This is a genomic window from Acinetobacter junii CIP 64.5 (assembly GCF_000368765.1).
GTDB classification, from domain to species: Bacteria; Pseudomonadota; Gammaproteobacteria; order Pseudomonadales; family Moraxellaceae; genus Acinetobacter; species Acinetobacter junii.
Map to the genome: position 1 here is coordinate 937,859 of NZ_KB849655.1, position 26,396 is coordinate 964,254.

The window sequence follows — 26,396 nt, forward strand, 5'->3', positions numbered from 1 at the left end:
TCGGCGGCTATTTTACCCTAATCTTCTGCCCAATCACGAGTACGTCCAACAGCTTTTAACCACCCTTTATAGAGTTTTTCGGTTTCGTCGCGGGTACATTCAGGAGTAAAACTACGCTCAATCGTCATTCTACTCTTTAATTCATTCAAATCAGACCAAAACCCGACCGCTAAACCAGCTAAAAACGCAGCGCCCATACCTGTAGTTTCTTTCATTGCAGGTCGTTCAACTGAAGTGCCTAAAATATCAGCTTGGAATTGCATCAAGAAATTGTTTGCAGTTACGCCACCATCAACGCGTAATGTGCGTAATTTCTCACCCGAATCTTGTTGCATTGCATCTAAAACATCACGTGTTTGATATGCAATCGATTCTAAAGTTGCTCGAATAATATGCTCAATACTCACACCGCGTGTAATACCCAAAATCGCACCGCGTGCTGTAGGGTCCCAATATGGCGCACCTAAACCTGTAAACGCAGGTACAACATAGACCCCATTACTGTCTTTTACTTTTGTTGCGTAGTATTCAGAATCATGTGAGTCATTAATCGCTTTTAATTCATCACGCAACCATTGCACACATGAACCACCATTAAACACAGCACCTTCTAATGCATAATTCACTTCACCTTTTGCACCACATGCAATTGTTGTAAGTAAACCATGTTCAGACTGAACAATTCGCTTGCCCGTGTTCATTAAAAGGAAGCAACCCGTACCATAAGTGTTTTTAGCTTGTCCAACTTCTACGCACATTTGTCCAAACAATGCTGCTTGCTGATCACCAGCAATACCTGCAATTGGAATTCCAACTTCTTGCCCACTAATTGTATGTGTATATCCGTACACTTCCGAAGAACTACGTACCTCAGGCAACATTGCTTTCGGAATATTTAAAGCTTTGAGTAACTTATCATCCCATTCCAAAGTTTCAATGTTGAAAAGCATAGTACGAGAAGCATTAGTATAATCAGTTACATGTGCTTGCCCATTGGTAAGTTTCCAAATCAACCATGTATCAATCGTACCGAAAAGAAGCTCACCACGCTCCGCACGCTCACGACTACCTTCTACTCGATCTAGGATCCACTTAATTTTTGTTGCAGAAAAATAAGGATCAATTACAAGCCCTGTGACTTTACGAATATAGTCTTGCCAACCATCTTGACGAAGCTGATTACAAATTTCGTTGCTTTGACGACTTTGCCAAACAATCGCATTGTAGATAGGTTTACCTGTTTTTTTATCCCAAATTACAGTAGTTTCGCGTTGGTTGGTGATCCCAATCGCTGCGATTTGATCACTTGAAATACTTGCCTGTGCAAGTGCCTCAACCCAGACTGCACTTTGTGTTGCCCAGATCTCCATCGGATCATGCTCTACCCAACCTGGTTGTGGGTAGATTTGAGTAAACTCACGTTGAGCGATCGTGATTACATTTGCATCGTGATCCAAAACGATCGCACGTGAACTCGTGGTACCTTGGTCAAATGCAACCACATATTTTTTTTGACTATCTGTAGAGATCATGACATACCTATCCAGACTTGCCTTATTTATTTGAGCAACAAATTAAATGCCCGTTAAAAAACGGGCTTCGATACTGCAATAAAGCAATGACTTCTGTATTAAATAAAAAAACTTGGCAGATTATATGCAAAATTGTTCGAAAACGAAAATTCTTTCTTTAACTTTGAACCCATATGCGATGAATAGCTTAGGTTTTAAAGAATCCTAACAACTTAAAGCTGATTTTATGCGATACTTAAAAACAGAAATAACAGGACCATTGATATGAAAAAAACTAATTTATTCGTTATTGTAAGCGGTAGTCTTTTCATTGCAGCATGTCAAACTAGTCCGCATCAATATAATGGCGTGACTGGCTATCAAATTGAAAATAAAACAGCAACATCAGCGACTCTAGCATACACCTTAGCAGCACATAGCAATCGTGATGTTGACGAGCGCAAATTACAACATGCTTGTAAACAAGTTTTAGGTGCTGATAAAAATTATAAAATCTCAGTGCTGAGTGTGAATGAAATCATGAACCCAACTCAACAAGAACAATACGGTGTTAAGCTTGGCAATAGCCGTACTACTTTTGGTCTTACAAATTCGCCAGATCTGAACAATAGTGAAGCTTATGCGACTCGTCAGGCTTTAGAAGCTCGACCTTCTACCCTTAAAGTCGTTCGCTATCACTGCAACTAATTCATAAAAGACATAAAACGTATCTGAATCAATTTCAGATACGTTTTATCAATCGTTATACTTTTAGCACATCGTGAATTGACTGATCTTTATCAAAAACAGATTTAAAGAAAGGACACAAAGGAATAACTTTAATCTCTCGTTCACGTGCAAATGCAACCAAAGCATCCAACAATTGACGACCAATTCCTTGTCCACGAAATTGATCTTCGACATCTGTATGATCAATGATTAACATTGAATCACCTGCCCACGTGTAAGCCATTTCACCAGCTTTTACATCAGCATCAAAAATCTCAAAAGTTCCGTGTTTAGTGTCATCTGATTGTTTAATATTCACTATTTAAGCCTCATTTTGATTGTATTGCGATCAAGTACGAAAGCATTTATATGAATTAACTTTCAAAACTTGAATCGTTGAGACTTGTTTTATTATCCACTCAAAATAATCTCTGTTGCTATTTGATAAACAGAGAACACAACAAAGTGCCCTATCTTGATTTAGAACCTATTGAGGATGTGTACGATAAAAACTTACATTTCGAAATTCTTTGGCTTCATCTAAATCGGGCCAAGTCGTTGCACTTCTTTCATCTATTTTCAAATATTGCGGATGGCTAAAATTTTTCACACGACTATCCGCCACCCATACTTCAGGTGCGAACTTCAAAAACTCATCTAAAAAGAAACGATTACACTGATCATAAAGTACATCAGCAGCAAGTAAGACATCGACCTGTTCAGATTTGTATAAATCATCTAGATATTCAAGTTCTACATTATTGAGTAATGCATTTTCACGGCATGACTCCAAGCTTACTTGGTCAATATCACAGCAAATAACACGTTTTGCACCAGCCATTTTTGCTGCTATTGCAACCACACCTGAGCCTGCACCAAAATCCAATACCACCTTATCTTTTACATGATGTGGTTCAGCGAGTAGCCATTGCGCCATCGCCAACCCTGAAGCCCAGCAAAAGATCCAATAAGGAGTTTCATTCCAAATACGACGAATCACCTCATCATCTAAACGATCAGTTGGAAATACAGGAGGAATTAGCCACAATGAAATTGGGGTTTCAGGTAACTGCTGAGCCAATAAATCAGTGTTTGGAATAACTTCATGTAAGGCTTTAAGCAATTGATCAGGTGCTTTCGCAAATTGAAATGTACAGCTCATATTTCTTAAATTCTTAAAAAAGCCCCTCTATTTAGAAGGGCTTAAAGTGGATATTTAACCTAAAGCTTTTTCAGCAGCTTCAACTGTTTGACGAATCAAGGTCGTGATCGTCATAGGTCCTACGCCACCTGGGACTGGTGTATAAGCTGATGCAACATCTTCAATACCCACTAATTGGATATCACCCACACCACCGCCATCACGTGGATGGAAACCAGCATCAACGACAACAGCACCTTGTTTGATCCAATCTTTCTGAATTAATTCAGCCTTACCTACTGCACCCACAATAATATCGGCTTGCTTCACTAACTCAGGAAGGTTTTGAGTACGTGAATGACAAATCGTCACGGTAGCATTGGCTTGTAATAGCATCATTGCCATTGGTTTACCTAAAATTGCTGAACGACCAACAACAACGGCATGCTTACCTGCAATTTCAATCTTGTTTTCTTTTAAAATCGTCATGATACCCGCTGGAGTTGCTGAACCATACGCGGCTTCGCCCATTGACATACGACCAAAACCAAGACAAGTCACACCATCCACATCTTTTTCGAGTGAAATCGCATCGAAACATGCTCTTTCATCAATTTGTTCAGGTACTGGATGTTGAAGCAAAATACCGTGCACATCAGGATTTGCATTTAATTTTTCAATTTCAGCAAGTAATTGTTCAGTTGTCGTTTCTTTTGGCAGTTCAACCTTTAGAGAATCCATGCCTACACGGCGGCAAGCATTTCCTTTCATACGCACATAAGTTGCAGATGCACCATCATCACCAACTAAAATTGTTGCCAAAATTGGGGTACGACCCGATTTTGCTTTTAATGCTTCTACACGTACCAACAAATCAGCTTCGATTTGTGTTGCCAATGCACGACCGTCTAAAACCAATGCCACAGCGCATCTCCAAAGTGGGTATGAATCAATAATGCAAATAATACATGATAATTTAGCCAATATTCTTTTAGATGTTGTTTTTATGTGCATATTCACCGCAAACACTATTGTTTTTTTTCTAAAGATTGCTAATATGTGCATCACCAAGAGATGGCGGGGTGGCAGAGTGGTCATGCAGCGGACTGCAACTCCGTGTACGCCGGTTCGATTCCGACCTCCGCCTCCATTGGTAAAGCCCGAGTGGTGAAATCGGTAGACACAGGGGATTTAAAATCCCCCGCCCACAAAGCGTGCCAGTTCGAGTCTGGCCTCGGGCACCATACTTCAACTACTGAAGTTTGGTGCAGTAAAAATCCAGCGTAAGCTGGTTTTTTTATGTCTAAAATTTGATGTTTTATAAAAAGCCAAGCTTTGCATACTTGGCTTTTTTGATTTCAAAAATTATGCAACTTGCTGAGCTGTCTGAATGGGCAATAAATTGACATCTAAATTAAGTTGGTGCTGTCGACTTTCATCAACGGAATAGTTTGCTTGCTTAATAGAATCAACAAAAATCCACTTCGACTGTACCTGTAACTGATCAAATTCAACCACCAAATATCCACGTTGATTCAAATTACAATAATTCAATTCATCAATTAGTGTCTTGAATGCAAATTCAAATTGTTGCAATTGCGCCAAAGGAATGTTGAGGTATTTTTCCAATCCTGGTGAAGAAACTGAACTGGTAGCTAACTCTACTCCAACGAATGCCCCATCTTTACTGTATAAATTTGAAGACCAAGCATTGTGTGTATCACCCGCCAAGACCACGATTTTCTTTTTCAACTGCGCTAATGTGCCATACAAAATCTCGCGTTCAGTGAAATAACCATCCCAAGCGTCTAAATTATACGGTGCAGTCGTAAGTACACGCGCTTTCTCTTGTTGAGTAAGTGTTGGATCATTATTTTGTAGTCGAACTTTTAGCATTACCAGTTCAGTAATTTGCGTATTCATTTTTGAGAGTGTTTCAGCTGTTGGATTGCCTGAAGTTATTTCAGCCAAAGAAAGTAACAACTCAGCAGGAATAAACATTTTAGACATTAAAATTTGCTGTCCTAAAACATTCCAAGTTGCATTTGATTGCTGTAATTTGCCTAATAACCAATCACGTTGTTCAAACCCCATCAAAGTACGCGTTGGACTAGTAAGATCAGCTTGAAACTTTGCAACGTCTATGCCTGTCGCAGTTAAATAATTTGCATAATCTAATTGTTGATCTCGAGCAATAATACGGGTATCCAACATAGTCAATTGAACAAGATTACCAAAATCGAATTGGCGATAAATCTTTACATGCTGATCATCTACAGGACGAATTGGCATCCATTCGAAATATGCCTGTAAGGCAGCCAACTTACGCTCAAGGAACGAACCTTCATTTTCTTGATGATTTTCAGCACCATTTTTCCAAGTATCATTCGTCAACTCATGGTCATCCCAAATCACGATAAATGGATGGCGTTGATGTGCAGCTTGTAAGTCCTGATCTTTTCGATATAGTGCATATCGCTTTCGGTAATCATCTAATTTAATAATTTCTTTATTGTTATCTGCCGCTAAAGTACGACCAAGTTTTGCAGCATCTTCAGTGGCATATCCATCAGCACCATACTCATAAATATAGTCACCTAAATGAATCACCACATCTACATTTTGCTTTGCAATTTCACGATATACATAAAAATATCCCGCTGGATAATTTGAGCATGAACATACTGCAAAACTAACTTTAGATGTGCTTAGGGGTAACGTTTTGGTCTGCCCTATTGGAGAAATCTTATTTCCAAAAATAAACCGATAATAATAACTTGTATCAGCCCGAAGTCCCGTTGCATCCACTTTCACCGTAAAATCTTGTGATGCTGATGTAGTCACTTTGTCTGTTTTAATGATTTGTTTAAACTGTTGATCTAATGCAAGCTCCCATGTCACTTGTAAACGTGCACTGGTTTCATTTGGTGTTAAACGCGTCCATAAAATAACGCGATCTTGCAACGGATCACCACTCGCAACACCATGTTCAAAACTCACCTTTAAACTAGAAGTTTCATGATCTGAACTATCATTACAACCTGTCATTCCCACAGTGAGTGATAATGCACCCAAACCGAATAAACTTTTTTGAATGAGTTCCCGTCGTGAAATATTTACAGTCATTTAAGTACTACCTTATTTTTATCACCTTAAATGCTTAAACCTAATCAGCTAATATGAACAAATGATCTCAATTTTGTGAAAGAACTATGAAAAATACATAGCACATGATTATTTTTTATAGGTTAAAAACATGTTTTGATTGAAAATAAAGCAAATAGTTGATTTTACTCTTGCCAAGATTTAAAGCCTCCACTATTATTGCGCACATGCCCGAGTGGTGAAATCGGTAGACACAGGGGATTTAAAATCCCCCGCCCACAAAGCGTGCCAGTTCGAGTCTGGCCTCGGGCACCATCCTTCAACTACTGAAGTTTGGTGCAGTAAAAAAATCCAGCGTATGCTGGTTTTTTTATGCCTAAAATTTATAAAATAAAAAAAAATACCTCAGTCGAAACTAAGGTATCTAATAAATCTATTAGAATTGAATGTTATTCCACTCGGATGATTTTACCATTCTCATCGTGGTGAACGATTGAGATCTTTTGCTGGCGACCAGAAGATATTTCTTGTTCTGATAGTTCAAAATAGCGAGCAAAATCCGAGATTCGCTTTTCAACAGTTTGCCTTTCACTCACTGATTTAGAAGGCAATAAACCCCATAACATGAGTATGACAGCGCAAAAAATTAATGCGATTACACCATGTTCAATACCATTACTAAATCCTGACATTAAACGCTGTGCTAGATGGGTTTTCTGAATTTCAATCAATACCCAAACTAAAACGAATGGACGCCATAATAATAACCAGCCTGCCCACATCATCGCTGTTGTTGTGGTCGAAAAATAGCGTTTATGCCATGGGAGTTGGCGACGTAAATCAATAATCAAGCTATTTACTTTCATTTCACTATACTCTGTAAGATTAGACTTACAACTTAACGAATACCACGATCAGGACTAATCCAACGTGCACGTTTTTCCTGTCCACGAAGCAGTACTTTTGGAAAGGCGACGATTGTAGCAGTTATCGTAATTAACCAAAATACAAAGGGATACCAAATCATCCAGTAGTAATTTTTACCCAAGTTTGGTTCATAACGACTATCCATCCATTTGCTTAAAGCAAACTGAATTAAACAGGTTGCCCCTAATAAAATCCCACTTCCGTAAGGCAAAAATGGCGAACTTACAATAGCGAGACTTGGGAGTGTAATAACAAAATGTAATAGCCATATGACAGCCATAATTAGCATCAAATATGACCATACCAAGGTCAAGCATAATTCAAGCATTAATGGCCATAAGAAGTTAAGTTTGGGTTTCAAGAAGACGTCCAAATTCTTGATTAAGACCTGTGCTCCGCCCATCGCCCACCGTAAACGCTGCTTCCACAAACCATTAAAGGTTTCTGGCATCAAAATCCACACCAAGGCATTCGGTTCAAAACGTACATCCCACCCTGCTCGTTGAAGCTTCCAAGTAATATCAATATCTTCAGTCAACATATTTGGAGACCAATAATCGACTTGATGTACGGCACTTTTACGAAATGCCGTAATCACCCCCGATACCGTAAATAATCGACCAAACGTGCGCTGTGCTCTTTTAATCATTCCAACGATAGATGAGAATTCACCCACTTGAATTCGACCAAGCAAGGTTGATCGTGTTCTTATACGTGGATTTCCTGTGACCGCTGCAACCGTTTCATCCTCTATAAAATGTCTCATCATCCATTTAGCTGCATGAGGATCAAGTAAAGCATCACCATCAATGCCAATCAAAAACTCAGCATCAGTCATCAAGCTACCCGCCTGCAATCCCATTGCCTTGCCTTGATTTTGAGCTAAATGTACAACACGCAATTTTTCAGATTGACTTGCGAGACGATCAAGTACTTGTCCCGTATTGTCTGAACTACCATCATTGATCGCAATCACTTCAAAATTCGGATAATCCAGCTGTAAAGCATGGCTAATGGTTTCTTCAGCGTTATCACCTTCATTAAAACAAGGAATAAGTACTGCAACTTTTGGGTAAAGCTCTAAACTTTTTGGCTGTTGATAAGGTGGGTCTTGGCGTTCTTTCCAATAAAATAGAATTGCCCCCATCATCCATAAATAAGACATGAATAACGGATAATAGAATACGAACTTAATGGCATATGACCATAAGGCTGCAATTTCAGTCATTTCACATACTCAATTAAGGCACTAGTTGCGATGATTTCTGTGCAAAAGCATCATGCATTTGCTTTACATCAGGGTGATCTTTAATCGGATCATCTGGATAGTAAGCAATGTGCATTGCACCCTGTTGATATAATGATTTGATTGTCGCAGCCATCTCTTCAGATGGTATTTTTTGATCATTTCGCCAGTTCACGGCTTGTAATTCCATCACTGACTTTTTAATACCATTTGGATATTTTTTAAGACGGTTTAAAATGTTGCTATAGAACTGTTCAGGCTGATCTACCTTTTCCATATATGGCATTGCCATAATTGCGGTGAAATCATAACGATTTAAAGATTGTTCTAGCGATTGTGCATACCAGTTTTCTGCATAAGCATTTAATGCAACTTGAGCATATAGATTCCGTGCAGTCATTAAATAAGGTTGGTATTGTCGCACTTCATTTGCTAATTCCATTGCAAAATCATCAAGATATTGAGTTTTGTATGCAGTCCACTTCTGCAGATCAGCATCATTATTCCGAATTTTAGCTAAGTCGGTTGTTAAGCCTTGTTGCGCATAAGCAGCCAAAGCCTGAGGACTAGCATCTTCATAATCAGATAAAGTCACATCGTCATGAAATAGCAGACCATCAAATGGTGTGGATTTCGCTAAATCTTGGTAAATTTCTTTGATCGTTTGTCGAGTTTTTGGCGAGAATGGGCTCAGACGTATATAGCCCATGTTTAAATGTTCACCTGCTTTGGCCTGCTCTGTTTGAACCAGCTCATTTGCAACAGGATTAGTCTTTGGTAGTTCCCAAGCCAACATTGGCATCCATGCATAAAGTCGTTGCACTGAGGTACGCGTTTGAATTTGCCAAGCTACACGATTAAATAGATCAGCCCGCATTGGTATATGACGATTTGGAAAATACACCATATCTGCTGAACCATTGGCATCAGGATCAGAGAACGCTTGCAAATAAACTGTATTCACGCCCATACCATTAATACGATCAAGCAAATGGCTTAAGTTGCGTTCTTCTTGTTGAGGGTCGGGATCATAAATGTAATCAAGATCGACATGCATAATTTTTTGCGGTCGATTATTGTCATTTAAATTCAATTCTCTATTTTTAATTTCTTGTGCCAAAGCATTTGTCGACATATTACCTTGTATTAATATACGACTCATATTCTGCAAAGACTGTTTGGCATGATCTGCACCATCATCCAAAGTAATGGTGATTGGCATACCAAGTTGTTTTGCTGTTTGCACAAGCTGCATATTGTATCGACCATATGGCCATACCATAACTCGTGGTGATCGCAATCCATGTGCCTGTAGTAAATCATTGTTCTTTTTTAAATCTTGATAAATACGTTGCTGGTAAGCTGAATCGCTTTCATAACTTTGATTTTTGGGATCATAAATTCGAGAAATTGCAGCAGGTTCTAAATTACCTTGTGGATTTGCATTGACTCCTTCGTGCAGATGATAACTGTGGCTAGCAATTTCCACTAAACCCGAACTCTGCATTTCTTTAAGTTCACTCCAACTTAAGATTTTATTTCTATCAATCGGCTCACCACCGAAATCGACTTTTTCAAGATTGGATGGCTCTAACCAAGAACCCACCACTGCAAGTAAGACTGGAATTTTATTTTTACGAATAATTGGATAAGCATTTTGGTAGAAAGACTGATAACCATCATCTACTGTTAATAAAACAGGTTTTTGGGGTAATCTATACTTGCCTTGATGAGCCTTAATAAGTTGATCTACATTAATAAAATGGTAACCATTTTTCTTTAACCATTGGATATGCTCACTAAATTGCTGCGTTGTTACCGCATAGCTTGGTATCAGGGCATCTTTTTCATCGGTAATCTCATGATAACCAATCACCGTCAAGGTAGTAGCATCAATTTTGGGGTTGGCTGCGAAAGTTGCCGCGTTGCATAACATACCAACCACGAGCCCTAAAAAGCATTTTAAAGCTGGCGATCTTGAAGGAGTAGACATGGAGAATATTCTCAATAATAAAGAAAAATCAGTACAGAGATATGCAGAAGGATTTCATCTTATCGACAATTAGATGGCTGACTTTGTCGGGTAATATGAGGATTGTAGTTATAATTTTTTAAACTGAAAATAATCTTAAAAATAAATTGTTATTTTAAACCCACAAAAAAATTTGCCTCGATCATCTTAGATAGTCGAGGCAATCTTTATCAATGTATCCAGACTAGTATTGAATAAGTTGGAAATTTGGATGTTCTGCACGGTCTTGTAAGTAGCAGCGCTCTTTATGATAAAAGTAACGATAAAGACGGTTGACCCAATCACCACGACGGAAAGTTAAAATCTTTTTATTGAATCCATCATAATCAAGAAGAACTACATTACCTTCCTCAGGTGAAAGTAATGTAATTTTATAATTACATTCTGCATGAGGATTAGAAGAACTCAACTCTCGAATTATTTCAACTTTGTTGTCTCCATCCATCCAGTAATGTTTATCCGTCAATGCTTTAGAATTTGCCCAAAAACCATTTTCCGAGCCATCATACGTATCAATCATGAAAAAATTATTTAGCTCTTTTAATAGCTCAGACGCGGTAATATCCAAATAGTCATTCATACCCACCTCTACTCACTCAATTTTTATCACTTGGTTCACTCAAGTGAAATATTTTTATATTTAGCCAATTACATCAATAAGCTAGTTTGCCTAATGATTATCCAGTTTAATCAATTTTTCCAAAAGGTAAACTTAATTCACATTTTATGAAAAAAGTTTGATTCACAAAACACTGCTCTTTTATCTCAAAGATATACAGAACTGTCTATAGAATCAATAACTTTATACTTAAATCGCCTAAAAAATTAATTAGATAAAATTCATATAAATCAAAAACTTAAATTAATTATCACATATTTATTTGTATTGTTTTTGTACAAAGGACAAAAATCACAATAAAATCATAAATTAAGATTAAATTGTGATTTTTATCAACATATTTTTTTTAATTATTCATCACGTGTTTTGACATCAAATAATTCGATTTCAAATATCAAGTTTGAATGCGCAGGAATTATTTTTCCCATTTTTCTTTCACCATATGCCAAGTGTGACGGAACAATCAGCTTACGCTTTCCACCCACGCGCATTCCCATGATACCTTGATCCCAACCTTTGATTACACGACCTGTGCCAATCACGGTTTCAAAGTAATTTCCACGGTCAATTGAAGAATCGAATTTAGTACCATCTTCTAACCATCCCGTGTAGTGAGTGGTAATAAGCGCACCTTTAACCGCTTCTTTACCTTCACCAATTTTTAAATCAATAATTTCTAATTCAGTTATCATCTCAAATTATCTCCTAATATCGATCAAACCAATTATTGCAATTTTTGCCATTTAATATCGACTTGACCTTTATCGCTCAACAAAGTCCACTCACCATCTAAAATATTCAGTTGTAACTGCATCGTTCTTTCGCACAACTCCTCTAGTTCACTGGTAGTTTTATCATCTAGCTGCCAAACTTCGACATTCGTTAAAGTTTTGATTTTACTATTACGTTTCCACCAATCATCTACTTGCGAACCATATGCAACAACTGCGACTTGCTTGCAACGAGCACTTGCTTTTTTGACTTTATCTTCTGCTGGACAACCTACTTCGATCCACTTTTCCAAAAGCCCTGTTAGATCCTTTTGCCATAAAGCAGGTTCGTCAGTTTCAAACAGATCTTTTGTGAATTCTAAACGCTCGTCAGCGAAACGCGCGTAAGCGAGCACACGAACCATGAGTCGTTCAATTGTTTCAGACGGATGCAGCGCAAGTGTAAGTTGATAATCAGCATAAATATGCTCATCCATATTGGCAATATTCAAATCTGCCTTATATATCGTTGCTTTTAGAGCCATAGAATACATCCTCAAATTTGGCGCTAAGCATACTCTATTTTGAAAAAATAAAGATGCCATTTGACCGTTATGACGATGAATCATTCATCTTTTAGCTGACAATCTAACAACTCTGATTCAAACTTAAACCAGTCATGTGATGCCTGCGTAATAATTTCAATTCGATTATCTAGCCCTGCTTCAGTTGACTTGTAATTAAATTGCTCAGGATTAAAGTTGAAACTTTTCCAACCTTGATCTGTATTAAAAATACCTTTTATACGCACCCAATCCTGTTGTGCACAAAACAAATCTAAAAGCTCATTAAAATTAAACATCCAACGTTTAGGCAATTTCCATCCTGCAACGGTATAGCCTTGTGATGACTCAACATAATGGTACGGTAGTTGTTTCACTGCGCTGACATTTTCATCTAGCGTTTGATGCTGTTGTAATTTTAATAATGGTTGAATGTTACGTAAAACACGTCGCTGTGCTTTATCAATCACTTCGAGTTGGACGTGGCCATGTTCAGCTTCAATCCAATCCTGCACATAAGCCTGAAATTCTTTTTTTAGTTCAAAATAAATCTGTTGATCACTATCCGTCATGCAATCAGCATGTGAAATTACAACAATTTGTGCAGCTTTAAGTTGATCTGTATATAAGTTCTGTCTGACCCAATTTTCATCATGTAATCGACTTCCATCAACAACAATGACCAACGCGCGCATATCTAAACTTCGTTGCCAGTGCAGTTCTGTAAGTTGCTCAAGCAATTGGGCAGGATGCCCTAAACCTGTCGGCTCAATAAACAAACGATCTGGTTGTGTTTCACTTAAGAGTCGTGAAAGTGCAATCTGCATAGGAAGCTGACTACTACAGCATAAACATCCACCTAATAATTCTTTAACTGTATAGCCTTGCTGTTGAGTAATAAGCTGCTGATCCACACCAATTTGCCCAAATTCATTCATTAAAACAGCCCAAGTCTCATGTTCAGGTTTTTGAGTCAATAAATACTGGAGTAATGTGGTTTTACCAGCACCGAGAAAACCAGAAATAATATGAGTGGGTACAGCTTTACGGCTAATGAGTTTCACGACAATCTCAATCTAAGTGTTAAGCCTATTGTATCGAGAAAGAAAACTGAAAATGAAGCAATTTATTAAAAACCACCAGTTGAGACTTAAGTCACATAATTATTATTTTCCAAGACAAAATCACCATATTAAATCAAATAAAGAAATTAAATTAAAAAATATAATCGTTTTATACAATCAACAGATTTTATATAAATCCGAGTTTATGTTTCCCGTTCGTAATTCACCTGTTCTATTTTTAATCAAAAAAACATATTTGCACACATTTTAATGATTCATTTTGGCGTTTTGTTTTACATGTCTGCAACATAACATTAATTATTATTTCACATTGTTAAGCTAGGCGTAAAACATTGTTAAGAATATTGCTGTAAATAATTTTGGCACTTAGCATGAACCCATGTCGAAATCAGGCTCTGCTTGTTCAGTAAACTTGATAGCGGCTTTTAAAAATTGAATTTAAGGATGCCAATTATGAAACTTATTAAGACTTTGTTAGCTACTACGCTTACACTTGCTGCTGCAACAACCTTTGCTGCTACAGCACATGATCAATCACATGCTGCGCATGAAACAGAAGAGAAAGTTATTGTCTCAACTCAAGAACAGCCAGAAACTCAAGGTCAAGCAACAACTGATGCAACTGCGAGTGAAACACCTGCATCTGCACCTGCTGCTACAAACTAAACTGATCTCAAGGTTCCTCCAGACCTTTAGACCACATTAATAACAATCAAATGTTGTTATTAATGCAAAAGAACGAACCATGCTGCGGTTCGTTCTTTTTTAAATCAGAGAATTAAGCTATTAGCATTGAGAAGATTTTTTGAAAATGCTGCATGATGGTTGTTGCACTTCTTCTAAACGATGAATTTTGCGTAATTCAGCTGCTTCAAAACGACAACGCTTCCAATCTGTATCTAAATTTAATGCTGGAACTGCTTTTGGCTGACGTTGTTCATCTACTGCTACCATCGTGAAGTAGCATGTGTTGGTATGACGAATCGTTCTTTTTTGGATATTTTGAGCTTCCACTCGAATACCAATCTCCATAGATGTACGACCAACATGATTCACACTTGCTAAAAAGGTAACCAGCTCTCCTACATAAATAGGTTCTTTGAAATTGACCTTATCCACAGATAAAGTCACAACATAACTACCTGAATAACGACTAGCGCAGGCGTATGCGACTTGATCAAGTAACTTTAAAATTGCTCCACCATGAACATTGCCTGAAAAATTTGCCATATCAGGTGTCATAAGCACTGACATCGTTAATTCAGATTGATCATCGGGAGCTTGGTTTAATTGATCTAAAGGAGACATGAGTAAAACTCGTAAATATGCTACGCGACTATTATCCTTTATTCAGACAATTAAACATATGCAAATTAGCTCAAAATACCATCAAATATATTTATATAAATTACGATGAATATTTCAAAATGATTACATCGCACCAATTTTCGGATAGTAATGAGAAAATTGTTCATTTGGTATTTATATTTTAAATACCATATATACTTCTATTTAATAATATTAGCACTTTCGATCAGCCCCATAATCCCATTGACTATCATATCAACAGCGATTGTGCCAATCAGCAGAGCCGACAAACGCCCTACAATGTCAAAATAACGATCAATATATTTTGCATGTTTATAGCGTAAATGATCGTGTGCAAATTTCATCAGAATCAAAATACTACACGTTAACATCAACGTAATCGCAATGACTGCAACTGCACCTGAAAATGGAACACTAATCCCTGTGACTACTGCAGCACTTATGGTTCCTGGTCCAATCATAAATGGCATAGCTATTGTTCCAGCTAAATGTTCAGGTGCACCTCTCATCTCACCAATTGTTTCTGCACCTTGAAAAACGTAACGATAACCAATGACTAAAAAGATGAGACCACCGAAAATTTGAAATGATTCAAATCGAACATTCAAATAACGGCTAAAAATACTTTCACCACCCCAAGCAAATAAAATAAAGACAATAAATGCGATTAAACATCCTTGAATCAATGCTTTGCTAAAAACTTTGGCATCCGTATTACGAATCATGCCAATCATGTAAACACTCATAAGGAATGGATTCAGTAAGGAAAAAAACAATGCAAATGCATGGATGTAGGGAGAAAACATAAATGTCTCTAAATCAGCTTCGGTTTTAGACTTGGATAAACCCAATAGATGGATCAAAATTTCAAATTGGAATGATTAATAAGATCATCTATTTCCAAATATGGTTTGAACGTTTACACGAGGATTCAATGTCAGCTTCAACACTAAATTTTTGTAAACTACGATCAAAACTATAAAAATTAATTAATTTTTCATATTTTACATTGCAAGAATAATTCTGCTCGATCCCACATGTATAGGACTAGTATTGAAAATGTAAAAATACGATTTTATTTCTTATTTTTTCAGAGCGGTTTAGAGCTATATCGTTTTGAAGATCAATAACCCAAGAAAGCTGTCACAAGCTTTCTTGGGTTTAACAAATTTACATCAAGTCTTTAAAAGTCAGACTGATTGCTTTGGATGTACCATATTTTTTACAGCTAAAATATCTGCCAAAACTTCATCAGAAATTAGATTTTCAGCTTTAATTAGACTCAGCACACTTTGACCAGATTCATTTGCTTGTTTAGCGATACGTGTCGTGGTTTCATAACCTAAAAATGGATTTAATGCTGTAATAATACCAATCGAATTTTCAACTTGTGACTGACAAAGTTCCGCATTAGCACGAATCGTATCAATACATTTGAGTTGGAACATTTGCATTGCTTTTCCTAGCAAATCAATTGATTCAAATAGTTTGAATGCAATCAATGGTTCCATTGCATTAAGCTGCAACTGCCCTGCCTCAGCAGCTAAAGTGACGGCCAAATCATTTGCAATCACTTGGAAACAAATTAAATTCATTGCCTCTGGAATTACAGGATTCACTTTACCTGGCATGATTGAACTTCCAGGCTGACGTGGCTCAAGATAAATTTCACTTAAACCAGCACGTGGACCACTCGATAATAGACGCAAGTCATTGGCGATTTTTGAAAGCTTCGTCGCTGTACGATTTAAGAAACTCGACAATAAAACAAAATCACCCATATCTGATGTGGCTTCGATTAAATCAGGTGAACTGCTAATCTTACGACCCGTAATTTCTGACAAAGCTTCGATAGCATATTCACGATACTTCACTTCAGTATTGATGCCTGTACCTATCGCGGTACCACCTAGATTTACAACACTCAAAGCATCGGGCATGATCTGATTTAATTTATCTAAATCATTTTGTAATGTAGCAGCAAAAGCCCCAAATTCTTGTCCTAATGTCATCGGCACGGCATCTTGTAACTGAGTTCTACCCATTTTCAAAATATCCGAAAACTCTTCAGATTTTGCTCTAAAACTCGCAATTAGATGATTAAAAGGTACATTTAACTGTTCAATTGCCGCAATTAAACCTATTTTGATTGCAGTAGGATATACATCGTTGGTCGACTGAGACATATTCACATCATTGTTAGGATGTAAGTATTGATATTCACCCTTACTATGGCCTAGATATTCCAATCCAATATTTGTCACAACCTCATTTATATTCATATTGGTTGAGGTTCCAGCACCACCTTGGATCATATCCACCATAAATTGGTCATGATATTGGTTATTTAAAATCTGCTGGCATGCATATTGAATTGCTTTGTTTTTATTTTCATCAATTTTATTTAATTTAAGATTTGAATAAGCACACGCAGACTTAACCATTGCCAATGCTTTAATAAAGTTTGGAAACTGGCTTAATTTACTTTGGCTTAAATTAAAATTCTCGATTGCTCTTAAAGTTTGTACACCATAATAACAATTCGAAGGAATTTCTTTAAAACCCAATAAATCTTTTTCAGTCCGCGTATTAATCTTAATGTTCATTTGAATAAATCCTGTACGACTATATTTTTATGTTAAAAGACTGTATGTGTTTTTTCTAATGTAAAAAAATATTACTACATGCATTTTTTGCATAATAGATTATAATAGTGTATGAGCATGCATTAAGGATAATTTATGACCTTGGAAATTCGATGGATTGAAGATTTACTTGCATTAGAACAGGAAAAATCAATCTCCCAAGCAGCAGAGATCAGGCATGTAACTCAGTCTGCCTTCTCACGTAGACTACAAAATATTGAAAATGCTTTGGGTTTCCCAATCCTCGATCGAGAAAGTAAAAATATTGATTTCACTGAAGCTGGACTAATTTTATTAGCTACTGCTAAAAACATTCACAACCAACTTTCAAGCACAATTACCTATTTAGAAAAAAATATTAAAAACAATGAACTAAATACCAAATTCGCTGTTTCGCATTCACTTATTACACAATTTTTCCCTCGTTTTATTCATGAGCTTTCCGAAGATCTGAGTGATTTAAAATTAGAAATTATTGCAGCAAACCTCAAACAAGGCATGCGCTTGCTCACAGATGGTTCTTGCGATTTCTTGATTTGTTATTGTGACCAGAAAACTTTAGCTCAAATGGATTTTTCACTTTTTCTTTTCCACAAAATCGTGAAAGTGGAAATTTTGCCTGTCACCGCCCTTTATAATAACCAACCAAAATATTCATTTAATGAATTATTTCCGTTGTTATCATATAGCAAACAGGCTTATCTGAGAAAATGTGTCGATGATATTATAGAAAATCAACTAAACTATCGAATATTATATGAAACTGATAATGCAAGCGATTTAAAAGAACTCGTTTTACAAGGTTTAGGAATTGCTTGGCTACCAAAGCTTCTTGTTGAAAAAGAGATTGCAGAAAATAAACTTAAAATCGTTGAACCAATTAATTTTCACACATATCAAGACGTTTATATCATCAGAAGAAAAATCGTACTCTCCAAAAGAATAAACTATATTTGGGATTTTTTAACCTCACAAGAATTCAAATAATAATAATTATGAAATAAAAAAGATTGCTTAATACCGATGATCTAAAATCAGATTCAAAGATATTAAACAATCATTTTAGTTTATAAATTTACTTGTCATCCAATCTTTTTACTGGTTTCAAAAGTTAGGTGTTATCTGCTAAACGACTCACTGGCACAATTGAATCAACAACCACTTCCTCAACCTCATCGACTTCCTCATTGCCCACTTCAGTTCTAGCAATCACAGCTGTAGCAATACTGTTGCCTATGACATTTGTTGCAGTTCTGCCCATATCCAAAAATTGATCAACCGCAAGGATCAATAAAATTCCAGCCTCAGGCAATTTAAACATCACTAAAGTAGATGCAATCACAACAATTGAAGCCCTTGAAACACCGGCTATTCCTTTACTGGTGATCATTAACGTTAATAGAATTAAAACTTGTTGAGTAAAGCTTAGATCAATATTGTAAGCTTGTGCAATAAAGAGTACTGCAAAAGACATATACATCATTGAACCATCTAGGTTAAATGAATAACCAAGTGGTAACACAAAACTGGTAATCCGTTTGGGTACACCAAACTTATTCAACGCTTCCATTGTCTTAGGATAAGCAGATTCACTACTTGCCGTAGCAAAAGCTAAAATTGTCGGTTCACGTACAGCTTTGACCAATCTAAAAACATCTTTCTCCAAGAAAATATAACCAAAAGAAATCAGGATCATCCATAAGATCAACAGCCCCACATAGAACTGCCCGATAAAAATACTATATTCTAAGATCAGCTTCGGACCCTGAACTGTGATTGCAGATGCAATTGCCGCGAAAACAGCGATTGGCGCAGCAGCCATCACGTAATCCGTGATACGGAACATCACACGACATAGTTCATCAATAATGCGCCCAATGACGGTAGCCCCAGATTGATGTTGGACATAAGCTAAAGCCGAACCAAGAAATATCGAAAAAACTAAAATTTGAAGAATTTCATTATTCGCCATTGCCTCAGCGAAACTACGCGGGAAGATATGCGTAATAAATGTTTGAAGACTTAAGCTTGATGCACTTACACCCACATCTACAGCTTCCTTTGGTATAACGAGATTCATTCCCACACCCGGTTGGAAATAATTCGCAAGTCCCATACCTAGCAATAGTGAAATAAATGAAGCGCCAATAAACCAACTCATGGCTTTGACTGTAATCGATCCTAAAGAGGATGATTTACCCATCGAAATTAATCCTGAAACAATCGTTGCAAAGACTAATGGAGCAATAATCATCTTAATCAATCGAAGAAAGACATCCGTGACAATCTTAAAATAAGATGCAATATCCGTTGCTTGTGCTGTACTTACTGAGCTATGACATGCCCAACCAACTAATATTCCCGATATCATTGCGATGAGAATATATTTGAGCAACCTTTTTTGGTTCATAATAATTATTCCTTCCCTATCCTTCTTTACACCAATGTGATCAATACACATCAAACCTTGGTGATAATCCATGTTGACTCAGTCAAAATTTTTCAGCCATACAACAGAACTTTCGACTCAACAATAAGCACAGGCAAGTGTCACTTTTTTCTTTTAAAAACGATAATGCAAAAATTAAATATTTCATGCAAAAAATGCATGATTTTTAAAGCAGTACAAAACATAGATAATAGTTATGCAATGATATCAGCAAAGATTTTTCTTGTTTTTTAGCATACAAAATTTATTTTTATTTTAGATAACAATTCTCTTAATTTATCAAACAATCAATTTTGTATGAAATTTGCTTGGGTGAATGCATTAACATCAGTATTCTTTTTCACAAAATCTATCCACTTTAGATTCCATAAAAAGATTAACTTAATAAATAGAATAGATAGTTGAAATTTTCTTATAGAAATAAAAAAGCCTCTGTATAAACAGAGGCTTTTTAAGTATTTGGCGGAAGCGGTGAGATTCGAACTCACGGAGGACTCACGCCCTCGTCGGTTTTCAAGACCGGTGCATTAAACCGCTCTGCCACGCTTCCAATGGCGGCTATCATATAAATAAAAATTCAACTTGGCAAATCTTTTATTCAAAATAATGCACTGAACGCTCAAAATAAAATCAACAGCTTATAAATTTATTGATTTTGAGATTTTTCATAGCGAATTGAATTGATATACCAAAGTTTTTTCCCTAGAGGAGTGATGACCTCAACTTCGTCGTCCACTTGTTTACTCAATAAAGCACGCGCCATTGGTGATTCAATGGATATATGTTGTGGATGATGATCATATATTTCATCGACACCGACAATACGTAAGGTTTTTTGATCGCCAGCATCATTTTCTATCTCTACCCAAGCTCCAAAGTAAACTTTTCCTTCTTGCTCAGGGACATAATCTACAATTTTTAATTCTTCTAAACGCTTTCCTAAATATCTAACCCTGCGATCAATTTTCCTAAGTAATTGTTTATTATACTGATATTACAACCCCGCCATATAAAATACTATTACCTAATAAATTAGTTTGACAATTGATCAATTACTGATACTTTGAATGTTAAACATCCTAAACTTCATACTAAATAGTATATGGCTTATGTTAAGAAAATTTATGTAAATTACAAAGATTGCTCCACACAAACTACTTTGGTCTTACCATGTATCTTGACTGAGAAAGGAATCATTATTTCTCATTTACGTTATTTGGCATGGTTCAATTCAAAAAGTGAAGCATGGAAAGAAAGATCATGTTACGCGCTTAAACTTCTATTGAAATATATTAATGCTACTCCCAACCTTGATAGTGCCACAAAAGTCCTAAAAGCCTTCACTGAGGCGTTAATCACAGGCACTATACATTCTCCCAATAATACTGACCCACTTGAACTTTATTGGAGACCAAGAACAGTTCGAGATACAAATAATTTACTGTTCCATATCACGCATTACACAGATTTTTTAGCTCTTCAAGATGAACATGCAACGAATAGAGTAAATCCATTTCGTAAAGCAACAAGTTATGAAGAACGTCTGAATTGGTGTGCTTATTAGCATAAGCAAGCAAATGTTTTTCTAAATCACTTAACCAAGAAAGATCTTTCTCTACCAAAAGTGCGGTTAGTTGGAAGTTATAGAGAAGATTTAGTTGACTTTGAATATGCTGTACGTTTCCCAGAAGATCATATTGAAAGACTTTTATATCTAGGTTTTGAAAAGAATGGGGTAATTGATTACAAATCCCAAGCTATCACTATGTTAATGAATTATTGTGGTCTAAGAAAAAGTGAAATTTTCCATATTTACACTTCAGATATTACTTTAAATCCCAACAAGCCTAAAGAAGCCTTAGTTCGTGTTTATCACCCTGAATTAGGTGCTTCCCCAGACCCTTACTTCAAAAACAGACGAGAATACTTGTTAGCCAAAACATCTTATAAACCACGGAATAATTATCTGTTATCCGAAAGACTGTATGCTGGGTGGAAAACACCATTATTGACTTCAAAATTAGGCTACTTTGAGGTTGTATTTAACCCTCCTGAAAAAGCTAAAGAATTTTTATTAATCTGGGCAAATTATCTAAAATATCAACGTATAGAGCCTTCAAAAAGTTCTCCTCATCCTTTTGCATTTACAAATAGTCTAGGTGAACCTGAAACTATAAAAAATTTCCAAAGATTACATAAAAATGCCGTAGAACGTATTGGATTAATCTGTAAAAAAGATCTTGGAACGACCGAACATGGTCATCGACATGCTTACGGTTTTCGAGCACGTCAGGCTGGCTTAAATCAGGTTGAAATTCAAAAAGCGATGCATCACAAAAGCCCAACTTCTTGCCTTGTTTATATCAAACCGACATTAGAAGAAGTTCAAGATAAATTAAGAGATATTAAATGATAAAACCACAAGCTATAAAGCAAATTGAAAATAAAAGATTTAATAGCAAATTTCCTACTTTAGAATCTTTAAAACAAACTTGTAAGAGTTTAGGTATTACAAACTCTGTAATTTATAAAGAAAAATATAAAGAATATGGACTTCCAGCACATCCTGAAAGAATCTATAAAGAATGGGTCAGTTATAAAGATTTTTTTGATATCGTTGAATTTATTTCATATGCTGAGTTACAAAAATTAGTTATTGAAAAAAATTTAACAACTTTAAATCAGTACAAAAAATTTGTAAAACAGCAGAATGATCCATCATTACCTCTTGACCTAGAAGGTGTTTACAAAAATGAATGGAAAAATAGTTACAATTTTTTTGGTAAAGATGAACCATTTAAGCCAGATTTCATCTCTCCCGAATATATTACTTGGGCGATTAAAATAAAAGAATTTATGACTACAGCACGAGGGGGAGATAGTAAAAAAAACTCATCTTTGCCGCTTTGTTCGTCTTTATATTGAACGAATTGACCAAAGTAAAACACCCCACGCTTTTCTCATGCAAGAAAAGTTTGATGTAAAGTCCTTTCGTGATGTGCTTGCGAATATAGAATCTGAACCTACGAAGCGTAAACTAGTAGTTGCTGTTAATGAGTTCTTAGATTACATCATTAATAATGATTTAACCATTGAAGATGAAGAAACAGGAGAAATTGTTCGGGTTGAGAATACTCGCAATCCATTTTCTTTTTTTTTAACTCAACAGAATATATCTTCAAGTTCAATTCGTTCAGAAACAACTAAGCCATGCTTACAGTACCATTTTGTTAAAAAGGCTCAAGAATGGATTATACCAACCAGTGCGAGGTGTTTTCAGGATCTTGAGCATCTGCATAACTTTGATGCCGACTGGATCAAAGTTGATTTTGATCAATTAGATCCGTATGATCCTGAATGTGTCTATCGTATCGAAAATAATCAAGCATATTTATGGTGTCCTACTGACTGGATTCATACATATGCGCTTACTAAGGTTCCTTTACGAGGACGACAAATTGCCTATAATGATTCTGGTGAAGCTGATGAATATATAGCTGAATTAGATTCACAAAATAAAGTTATTTGGCAAAAGAATACTTCCCCACTATCAGGGATGACTAAAGAACAATCTTTTATCAAAAAAATGCCTAATGGACAAATAGGCATGTTTACCACCACCAATAAAACAAACAATAATGGACAGGGTTACACAATTCCATGGATGCCTGAAGATTTAGCTTATTGGCTAGTTAAACTACGCCAATGGCAACAAAAATATAATCCTATAAATAGACCAAGTGAATGGAAAGATTGTGAAAGAACAAATTTAAATGAATTACAAAGAATAGCAAAAGGTTTAAATTGCTTTCTATTCAGGCGGTTTAATGATTTTGAACCCGCAGCTGTTTCAAATGCACTTACCCCGAGACTAGCCGCTGCGCTATGGAATATACAACCTTCTAACTTAACTTTAACAACTTTAGAAGGAAACCCTGCTACACTCGGTTGCTATAAATCAAAATATACTCCTCATAGCATGCGTGTCAGTTTAATTACAGCTTATGTTACTGAAATGGGTATGCCAATTGAAATAGTGATGAAAATTGTTGGGCATAGCTCTGTCATCATGTCTATTTACTATTGCAAGGTTTCAAATAGTGATATTCGAAAAAAACTGGAAGAAGGTGAAAAAATAGCGCTAAAATCTGAAGCAGAATCGATTCAAAAAACAATTGAACAAAACAAAATTGAAGATGTCAAAAATCAATTAATTGGGAATAATTCCGAATTATTACAAGCGTTATCAAATGAAGTTCCTGCGGGAAATTACGTTTTTAGAGATTATGGTATTTGCCCTTTTGCAGCATCAAGGTGTGAAGATGGTGGTGAAACAATCAAAAGTAGTTCTTTCTATACACCTACACCACAAGGTTATTTAGGTATTCAAAATTGCTTAAGATGTAGGCATTTCATTACAGGACCCGCTTTTATTGGTGGACTTTTAGCAATTACTAACGAAATTTTACTCCAATCCAATGATCAATCTGATATCTGCGCAAAATTACAACTAAAAATCAATATGATTAATGAAGGTATTGATCAACTTGAAAAAGAAGAATATAGCGCCAATCTAAAGCAACAAAAATTTGAAGGAGCTGCTGAAAGATCAAAATTGGAGACTGATCTTCGTAATTTTGAATCTGAATATGAAACAGCAGCAAAAAAATTAGACATGCTCTTGTGTGATATACAAGCTGCTTATAGCTATATAACTAAATGTCATAAGCTAATTAACAATGATGTTTTATTAGAAGATTCAAACAAGCTATCTCTAATTACCACTGCTAATGCAGAGTTAGTTTTAGAATTGGAAGAAGTCAGTCACTATCAGCAATTACAGGAAGTCTGTGAAAATGCGGTAATTTATAAATCATGCCATGCAGATCAGGCTATTTATCCACGAACACAACTAATCGACAAAATGGCGTTATTTAATGGCATTATGCCGAAGCTATTTACGCTATCAAAAGATCAACAACTCTCAGCAGGTAACCAAATTTTTAAGTTATTGATGAGTCGGCTTAAATCTTGGGATAAAATTCAAAAAGTCATAGAGGGCGAAATTAAACTAATTAAACTTTCAGAATCTGAGAAAATTTCAAAATCGGAAATTGAATTAATTCTTCATAATTCCCCTACTTTAATTGAGACAAGTTATGACTCCTGAAGATTTATTAAAAGAATTAAAAAAGGATAGCTCATTAAAAGTTCAACAATCTCTTGATAATATCTATGAAGTATGCGCTGAACAGCAAGAAAGAGGAATTCATGACTTCTCGATCAGCACTATTTCAAAATTAGGTTTTAACCGTGGTGTTCCAAAAGCCCAAAGTATTAGAAACAAGTCTGGTAACAAATACAAAGCGCTAATTCAATGCTTTACAGATATTGCATCACAAAAACCTAAATTAAAAAAACCTCACAAAGTGAAAATCAGTGGATTGAAGAAATTCAAAATCCCAAGCATCAATTACTAGTGCGTATCATGGCATCTGAGTTAAAAGAAGCCCAACAAGTGATTCGTGAAATCATTCCTCCTAAACAACGGATTGATATTTACGATCATAAGAATATGATACCAGATCAATCTTTTAAGCTTTCTGAACAAGAAGTTCGGGCGTTACAGTATTTACTTTCTACAGATTTTCAAAAAAAGTGGAATCTAAAACCTACACCTTATGGTGAGCTTGTGGATGAGTTGAATAAGCCAGTTTTTAAAGTTTCAACATTGGATGCCTTACGCAAGGCTTTGGAGTACTTGTCTTGAATCGTAAATTACTGACCGCTGAAGGCTACCAACGCTTACAAGATGAACTAAATGATTTGGTTCGTAAAGAACGCCCAGAAATTACTAAGATCGTTTCATGGGCTGCCAGTCTCGGCGATCGGTCTGAAAACGCAGATTACCACTATAATAAAAGAAAACTACGTGAAATTGACCGCAGAATTAGATACTTAACCAAACTTTTTGAGGTAGCTCATAAGGTCGAATATAGCCCTGAACAAGATGGAAAAGCTTATTTTGGAGCATGGGTTGAATTAGAAAATGATGAAGGTGAAACCATCAAGTTTCGCATCGTTGGCGATGAAGAAATATATGGTAGAAAAGACTATATTTCCCTTCAATCCCCTATAGCTAGAGCTTGCTTAGGTAAATCTATAGGTGATGAAGTTAAAGTGCAAACCCCGAAGGGAATAAATGAATGGTACATCATAAAAATTGAGTACTTAGATGGTAACCCCCCTAAAAATAATAGGATCTAAAAGTAGAATTTTCTCTTAAGATACAAACAAGAGATTCT

General features: G+C 36.1%; 20 protein-coding genes, 4 tRNA genes and 4 pseudogenes. 10 read left to right on the forward strand and 18 right to left on the reverse strand.

Annotation, left to right across the window (positions count from 1 at the left end; genetic code table 11):
• Positions 1-17 precede the first annotated feature (17 nt).
• Positions 18-1,532 carry a glycerol kinase GlpK gene (gene glpK / locus F948_RS10070; protein ID WP_004963379.1) on the reverse strand — a complete coding sequence of 505 codons (1,515 nt, stop codon included), beginning with the start codon at positions 1,530-1,532 and terminating at the stop codon, positions 18-20.
• Between the two features lie 264 nt (positions 1,533-1,796).
• On the opposite strand from glpK, the gene F948_RS10075 reads away from it, so the two are divergent.
• Positions 1,797-2,219, forward strand: coding sequence for a hypothetical protein (locus tag F948_RS10075; RefSeq protein ID WP_004963386.1), 423 nt, complete (start codon positions 1,797-1,799; stop codon positions 2,217-2,219).
• Between the two features lie 55 nt (positions 2,220-2,274).
• Here F948_RS10075 and F948_RS10080 read toward each other — a convergent pair whose 3' ends face one another.
• The 3 genes from F948_RS10080 to folD all read right to left on the reverse strand — a co-directional run bounded on the left by F948_RS10080 (position 2,275) and on the right by folD (position 4,305).
• Positions 2,275-2,559 (reverse strand): GNAT family N-acetyltransferase, encoded by a 285-nt coding sequence (locus F948_RS10080; protein ID WP_004963389.1) that lies wholly within the window; start codon positions 2,557-2,559, stop codon positions 2,275-2,277.
• 168 nt (positions 2,560-2,727) lie between these two features.
• Complete coding sequence (locus tag F948_RS10085; protein WP_004956126.1) at positions 2,728-3,402, reverse strand: class I SAM-dependent methyltransferase; 675 nt, start codon at positions 3,400-3,402, stop codon at positions 2,728-2,730.
• 54 nt (positions 3,403-3,456) lie between these two features.
• Entirely contained in the window at positions 3,457-4,305 is an 849-nt protein-coding gene (gene folD, locus F948_RS10090; RefSeq protein ID WP_004956122.1) for a bifunctional methylenetetrahydrofolate dehydrogenase/methenyltetrahydrofolate cyclohydrolase FolD, read from the reverse strand.
• A gap of 152 nt (positions 4,306-4,457) precedes the next feature.
• Here folD and F948_RS10095 point away from each other — a divergent pair.
• Positions 4,458-4,531: transfer RNA gene (locus F948_RS10095), tRNA-Cys, on the forward strand.
• A gap of 8 nt (positions 4,532-4,539) precedes the next feature.
• Positions 4,540-4,625, forward strand: a tRNA-Leu gene (locus F948_RS10100).
• A gap of 121 nt (positions 4,626-4,746) precedes the next feature.
• Here the strand turns inward: F948_RS10100 and F948_RS10105 are convergent.
• On the reverse strand, positions 4,747-6,507 hold the full coding sequence (locus F948_RS10105; RefSeq protein ID WP_004963392.1) for an alkaline phosphatase D family protein: 1,761 nt from the start codon (positions 6,505-6,507) through the stop codon (positions 4,747-4,749).
• 208 nt (positions 6,508-6,715) lie between these two features.
• Between F948_RS10105 and F948_RS10110 the strand changes: the two genes are divergently transcribed.
• Positions 6,716-6,801: transfer RNA gene (locus F948_RS10110), tRNA-Leu, on the forward strand.
• A 134-nt stretch (positions 6,802-6,935) separates the two neighbouring features.
• Here F948_RS10110 and pgaD read toward each other — a convergent pair.
• The 7 genes from pgaD to F948_RS10145 form a co-directional block, all read right to left on the reverse strand.
• Positions 6,936-7,352, reverse strand: coding sequence for a poly-beta-1,6-N-acetyl-D-glucosamine biosynthesis protein PgaD (gene pgaD / locus F948_RS10115; RefSeq protein WP_004963395.1), 417 nt, complete (start codon positions 7,350-7,352; stop codon positions 6,936-6,938).
• 32 nt (positions 7,353-7,384) lie between these two features.
• Positions 7,385-8,641 (reverse strand): poly-beta-1,6-N-acetyl-D-glucosamine synthase, encoded by a 1,257-nt coding sequence (gene pgaC, locus F948_RS10120; RefSeq protein WP_004963397.1) that lies wholly within the window; start codon positions 8,639-8,641, stop codon positions 7,385-7,387.
• A gap of 13 nt (positions 8,642-8,654) precedes the next feature.
• On the reverse strand, positions 8,655-10,652 hold the full coding sequence (pgaB, locus tag F948_RS10125; RefSeq protein ID WP_004963399.1) for a poly-beta-1,6-N-acetyl-D-glucosamine N-deacetylase PgaB: 1,998 nt from the start codon (positions 10,650-10,652) through the stop codon (positions 8,655-8,657).
• A 223-nt stretch (positions 10,653-10,875) separates the two neighbouring features.
• Entirely contained in the window at positions 10,876-11,271 is a 396-nt protein-coding gene (locus tag F948_RS10130; protein ID WP_004963404.1) for a hypothetical protein, read from the reverse strand.
• Between the two features lie 389 nt (positions 11,272-11,660).
• The gene (locus F948_RS10135; protein WP_004912770.1) at positions 11,661-12,002 is read right to left on the reverse strand and encodes an FKBP-type peptidyl-prolyl cis-trans isomerase; all 342 of its coding nucleotides are present in this window, start codon (positions 12,000-12,002) and stop codon (positions 11,661-11,663) included.
• 32 nt (positions 12,003-12,034) lie between these two features.
• Positions 12,035-12,565, reverse strand: coding sequence for a YaeQ family protein (locus F948_RS10140; RefSeq protein WP_004963407.1), 531 nt, complete (start codon positions 12,563-12,565; stop codon positions 12,035-12,037).
• Between the two features lie 80 nt (positions 12,566-12,645).
• Positions 12,646-13,647, reverse strand: a complete 1,002-nt coding sequence (locus F948_RS10145; RefSeq protein WP_004963410.1) for a CobW family GTP-binding protein — start codon at positions 13,645-13,647, stop codon at positions 12,646-12,648.
• 474 nt (positions 13,648-14,121) lie between these two features.
• On the opposite strand from F948_RS10145, the gene F948_RS10150 reads away from it, so the two are divergent.
• A complete protein-coding gene (locus F948_RS10150) occupies positions 14,122-14,334 on the forward strand; it encodes a hypothetical protein (protein ID WP_004963411.1) in 213 nt (70 codons plus the stop codon).
• 120 nt (positions 14,335-14,454) lie between these two features.
• Here the strand turns inward: F948_RS10150 and F948_RS10155 are convergent, their stop codons facing one another.
• The 3 genes from F948_RS10155 to F948_RS10165 form a co-directional block, all read right to left on the reverse strand.
• A complete protein-coding gene (locus F948_RS10155) occupies positions 14,455-14,976 on the reverse strand; it encodes an acyl-CoA thioesterase (protein WP_004912784.1) in 522 nt (173 codons plus the stop codon).
• A 200-nt stretch (positions 14,977-15,176) separates the two neighbouring features.
• Positions 15,177-15,803: a MarC family protein gene (locus F948_RS10160; protein ID WP_004956101.1), complete on the reverse strand. Its 627-nt coding sequence runs from the start codon at positions 15,801-15,803 to the stop codon at positions 15,177-15,179.
• Between the two features lie 384 nt (positions 15,804-16,187).
• Entirely contained in the window at positions 16,188-17,603 is a 1,416-nt protein-coding gene (locus tag F948_RS10165; protein ID WP_004963414.1) for an aspartate ammonia-lyase, read from the reverse strand.
• Positions 17,604-17,738: 135 nt separating this feature from the next.
• Here F948_RS10165 and F948_RS10170 point away from each other — a divergent pair, with 135 nt between their 5' ends.
• Positions 17,739-18,629: a LysR family transcriptional regulator gene (locus tag F948_RS10170; RefSeq protein ID WP_004963417.1), complete on the forward strand. Its 891-nt coding sequence runs from the start codon at positions 17,739-17,741 to the stop codon at positions 18,627-18,629.
• Positions 18,630-18,753: 124 nt separating this feature from the next.
• Here F948_RS10170 and F948_RS10175 read toward each other — a convergent pair whose 3' ends face one another.
• The 3 genes and pseudogenes from F948_RS10175 to F948_RS10185 all read right to left on the reverse strand — a co-directional run.
• Positions 18,754-20,052 carry a dicarboxylate/amino acid:cation symporter gene (locus F948_RS10175; RefSeq protein WP_017397543.1) on the reverse strand — a complete coding sequence of 433 codons (1,299 nt, stop codon included), beginning with the start codon at positions 20,050-20,052 and terminating at the stop codon, positions 18,754-18,756.
• A 499-nt stretch (positions 20,053-20,551) separates the two neighbouring features.
• Positions 20,552-20,641, reverse strand: a tRNA-Ser gene (locus F948_RS10180).
• Between the two features lie 96 nt (positions 20,642-20,737).
• Positions 20,738-21,085, reverse strand: a pseudogene (locus tag F948_RS10185) (GreA/GreB family elongation factor); the annotation flags it as partial.
• Between the two features lie 108 nt (positions 21,086-21,193).
• On the opposite strand from F948_RS10185, the pseudogene gmtY reads away from it, so the two are divergent.
• The 4 genes and pseudogenes from gmtY to greB all read left to right on the forward strand — a co-directional run bounded on the left by gmtY (position 21,194) and on the right by greB (position 26,358).
• Positions 21,194-22,504, forward strand: a pseudogene (gene gmtY / locus F948_RS16820) (gamma-mobile-trio recombinase GmtY).
• Positions 22,501-25,261: pseudogene (gene gmtZ, locus F948_RS10195) on the forward strand (gamma-mobile-trio integrase GmtZ). Before gmtY ends, gmtZ begins: the two co-directional pseudogenes overlap by 4 nt.
• A pseudogene (gene gmtX, locus F948_RS16800) lies at positions 25,251-25,861 on the forward strand (gamma-mobile-trio protein GmtX). Before gmtZ ends, gmtX begins: the two co-directional pseudogenes overlap by 11 nt.
• A complete protein-coding gene (greB, locus tag F948_RS10205; protein WP_004963439.1) occupies positions 25,858-26,358 on the forward strand; it encodes a transcription elongation factor GreB in 501 nt (166 codons plus the stop codon). The pseudogene gmtX and the gene greB overlap by 4 nt, the downstream one beginning before the upstream one ends.
• Positions 26,359-26,396 lie beyond the last annotated feature (38 nt).